This window comes from Enterobacter sp. R-1.6.2, from assembly GCF_035064085.1.
Lineage (GTDB): Bacteria > Pseudomonadota > Gammaproteobacteria > Enterobacterales > Enterobacteriaceae > Enterobacter > Enterobacter asburiae_B.
This window is the reverse complement of record NZ_JASEYI010000073.1, coordinates 1-3,154: the sequence shown is the minus strand read 5'-3', so window position 1 is coordinate 3,154 and position 3,154 is coordinate 1. Positions and strand designations below refer to the sequence as shown.

Annotated in this window: 5 protein-coding genes; 2 read left to right on the top strand and 3 right to left on the bottom strand. The window is 50.8% G+C overall.

Going from position 1 to position 3,154, the window contains the following annotated elements; translation table 11 throughout:
• Window positions 1-241: 241 nt before the first annotated feature.
• Both QMN93_RS25695 and QMN93_RS25690 read left to right on the top strand, forming a co-directional pair.
• On the top strand, window positions 242-1,213 hold the full coding sequence (locus tag QMN93_RS25695) for an IS110 family transposase (RefSeq protein ID WP_032663702.1): 972 nt from the start codon (window positions 242-244) through the stop codon (window positions 1,211-1,213).
• 185 nt (window positions 1,214-1,398) lie between these two features.
• A complete protein-coding gene (locus QMN93_RS25690; protein ID WP_032663701.1) occupies window positions 1,399-2,034 on the top strand; it encodes a DUF2268 domain-containing protein in 636 nt (211 codons plus the stop codon).
• 202 nt (window positions 2,035-2,236) lie between these two features.
• On the opposite strand, the gene QMN93_RS25685 is transcribed toward QMN93_RS25690, so the two are convergent.
• The 3 genes from QMN93_RS25685 to QMN93_RS25675 all read right to left on the bottom strand — a co-directional run.
• Window positions 2,237-2,659, bottom strand: a complete 423-nt coding sequence (locus tag QMN93_RS25685; RefSeq protein WP_032663699.1) for a DUF1380 family protein — start codon at window positions 2,657-2,659, stop codon at window positions 2,237-2,239.
• A gap of 55 nt (window positions 2,660-2,714) precedes the next feature.
• Window positions 2,715-2,936 (bottom strand): hypothetical protein, encoded by a 222-nt coding sequence (locus tag QMN93_RS25680; RefSeq protein WP_063417399.1) that lies wholly within the window; start codon window positions 2,934-2,936, stop codon window positions 2,715-2,717.
• Window positions 2,933-3,154: DNA methyltransferase (locus QMN93_RS25675; RefSeq protein WP_323620229.1), on the bottom strand; the 222-nt coding region annotated here is incomplete at its 5' end. The genes QMN93_RS25675 and QMN93_RS25680, both read right to left, overlap by 4 nt.

The following is a 3,154-nucleotide window of genomic DNA, read 5'->3' as shown; positions in this document are numbered from 1 at the left end:
AAAGCGGAAGGCACTGACATCCTTGTATTATCAGCTATACAGAATGAGTTAATTCTCTACGTTAACGACGATGTTCAGGGCAAAGCAGGCCGGTGACATCCTGTGGCTAACAAGCCAGTGAATAAGATAACTACCGCTTTGCCTTTCATTCAGTGAATGACCGAAGGGTATCTAAGGCCCCGCACACCGGTGAGCCTGTATTTGCAAGGTAGGTCAGTGCTGAACTCAATGAGGAAAGGTTATGACTGTTTATCTTGGTATCGATATCGCCAGCAAGAAATTTGATGTTGCAGAACTCTGTGACGGAAATTACCGATGCAGAGCTTTTGCAAACACTTCTGCCGGTTTCTTGGCTTTTTACAAGTGGCTCAATACAGAGAACAAGCAGGACATTCACGCATGCCTGGAGGCAACTGGTGACTACGGCACGGGGCTCGCAACCTTTCTGTATGAAAGGAACTTAAAGGTCAGTGTTGTGAATCCTGCTCGTATTAAGGGATACGGCGCATCCGAGCTTTCGCGCACTAAAACTGACAGGGCAGACTCAAAACTGATTGCCCGTTTCTGCAAAGCAGCCAATCCTGAGAGATGGAAACCGATGCCTGCACCAGTGAGAAAGTTGCAGGCCCTCGTTCGTCGTATCAGCGCGCTCAATGGCATGTTAAGAATGGAGTGCAACCGTCGTGAGAATGCTGACGCAAATATTCAGGCTTCTCTCGATCGCATCATTAACCAATTGAAAAAGGAAATCGAGTCCGTCCGTCAGGAGTTACACGCTCATGTAAGGAGCCATGACGAGCTGAAAAAACAGGACGAGCTAATACAGTCAGTTCCAGGTATAGGAGCTATATCGAGCCACCTCATCCTATCGTTCATATCTGGTAAAGAATTCAGGAAAGCTAAGGAAGTAACTGCTTATTTAGGTCTAAATCCTCGTCATCATCAATCAGGTAGCTCTGTCAGAGGTAAGACGCGCATGTCAAAAATGGGGGACGCGCGACTAAGAAGTGCCCTATATATGCCAGCTCTGACTGCATTGAAGCATAACCCCGACATTAAGGCATTCGGGCAACGTTTGTTGCTTGCAGGCAAACCGAGAATGCTCGTCGTCGGAGCCGTCATGCGGAAACTAATCCATATAGTCTTCGGGGTACTAAAGTCAAATATAGCGTTCAGTTCACGTATAGCTCTAGATTCTGTTACTACAAGCTGACTTAAAGAACTGACTGATGCAGGACAGGTTCAAATGTGCCTACTTCCATTTGGCCAACGGGCAGCTTTGTGCCAAATGCGGACATTGCTGTTAATGGTTTGGCCCTCAACTGTTGAGCAACACCATGACATTCGCTTTGTGTGTTAATGTGTGGCGATTTAGTGACGCTTTTGGGTGGTACCGTAATGTCTCAAATGAATCTCCACATTCTGAATGCGCAGAAGAAACTCACCGCTCACTGTGAATGGCTTCAAATAAACCTGACTGATACCTACGAACAAGCCAAAAGGTTAATGCCGATTCATTCACTGGATGTGGTGGTTAAAGCTGGGAAGTTTGTCATCCCGGAAAAAGGGCATCTTGGTTTTTGCCCTGAAGCTGGCGTTATCTATATAACTGTTGATCCTGAAAATTCTGCATTTTGCAAAAATGATGCGCACTCTATTGAACGAATGTTTGTGCATGAACTGCACCATGCAGTTAGGTGGACAGGGCCGGGATATGGCTCAACGTTGGGAGAGGTGTTAGTCTCAGAAGGGCTTGCCGGGCATTTTTCTATTGAGCTTTTTGGTGGTGAACCTGAGCCTTGGGAAAGCCTCCAATCCGATACTATTCAGCCCTACTATCCACAAATGCTTGAAAACTGGCATCGCACTGATTACGACCATAATGCCTGGTTTTTCGGAACAGGAGATTTGCCCAGGTGGCTAGGATATACCGCAGGATTCAACCTGATCTCGAGGTATCTCGCATCATCCCCACACTTGAAAGCTTCAATGCTGGCGAACATTAATGCTGAGGAGTTAAAGGGTTTTATATAAAGTTCAGATTCCTCATTTCTCTAAAGCCATTATTCTACTCATAAGCGGAAGCTGAATGTCAGCTATTCGCTCAAAGCTGACCTTCACATGCACTCCCAACTAGATTGAATCCTTTTGGCCCCAATAGAAGGTTGCTAATTAAGAGGGTATCTTATTCGCAGTGGATGGCCACCGGTTGCCGGGGCGTTACCCCGGCGTTCTCTCAGGCGGCCAGCGTCTCCTGTAGGGCGCGAACGTTATTCAGCTCATCCCTGACGGATTCAGGCTCCTGCCGCCCGGCTTCCCAGGCTATACCGATCCGGTTTTCCAGCTCGCATTCATAGTTACGCAGGACGCGGGACAGGAGTACCGCCGGAACACTCACCTGACGGTTTGCCGCTTCGCGCTGACGGGTCAGAAGGTCGCTAATGGTCAGATTATTTACCCCCTGCTGACGGTATTGCGTCATTTTCATTTCGCCGAGCGCCTTCATCACCTCCCGGATTTCAGCCCCGTCCGGTTCTGGCTGGGCTTCACGGCAGGCCACGCTTATCCCCTCTTCCGTCCAGACCAGGAGGACCAGGGGCTCGTCAGACGTGAACATGTTTTCAAGCTGTACACAAAGTTCTTCGCGGGTTCCGTACATCGTTTTTACTCTCTTGTAAGGGGTTACAGGCCGGGCATCAGCCCGGCAGGGTCAGTCAGTCCTGAAAGGTTTCGTCCAGCACCAGGGCTTCGCGCCAGGCTTCAAGAAGCAGGGTGTTGATCCGGCGCAGAGTCTGCGCAGCCATACGTTCGGTAAGCGTTGCCGCGTCGTGCCGGTGCTGCGATTCGAGGCGGTTCAGCAGCATCCGCACGTCACACATGGCATTGCTGAGCGCGGCCACGTCCGCGCGCAGGGTTTCAAGGCCCGGGTAATTCATGCTGCCTCCGGATAGTCAGGGTAAAACGCGCCGTCATTGGCCGCCGGCATCCTTCTCGCCCGCTCAACCTGTGCCAGACGGCGAACGCCAGCGGCGTGGTACTCCTCAAGCATCTCGATCCCGATATAGCGTCGGCTGGCTTCGGCGGCGGCCACGCAGGTGGAGCCGCTGCCGGCGAACGGGTCAAGGACAATGGCCCCGGGACACGTGAGCGATTC

Coding starts and splice junctions, on each gene's coding strand:
- QMN93_RS25680 (WP_063417399.1), bottom strand. CDS start 2,936: ATGAATTACCCGGGCCTTGAAACCCTGCGCGCGGACGTGGCCGCGCTC.
- QMN93_RS25695 (WP_032663702.1), top strand. CDS start 242: ATGACTGTTTATCTTGGTATCGATATCGCCAGCAAGAAATTTGATGTT.
- QMN93_RS25690 (WP_032663701.1), top strand. CDS start 1,399: ATGTCTCAAATGAATCTCCACATTCTGAATGCGCAGAAGAAACTCACC.
- QMN93_RS25685 (WP_032663699.1), bottom strand. CDS start 2,659: ATGTACGGAACCCGCGAAGAACTTTGTGTACAGCTTGAAAACATGTTC.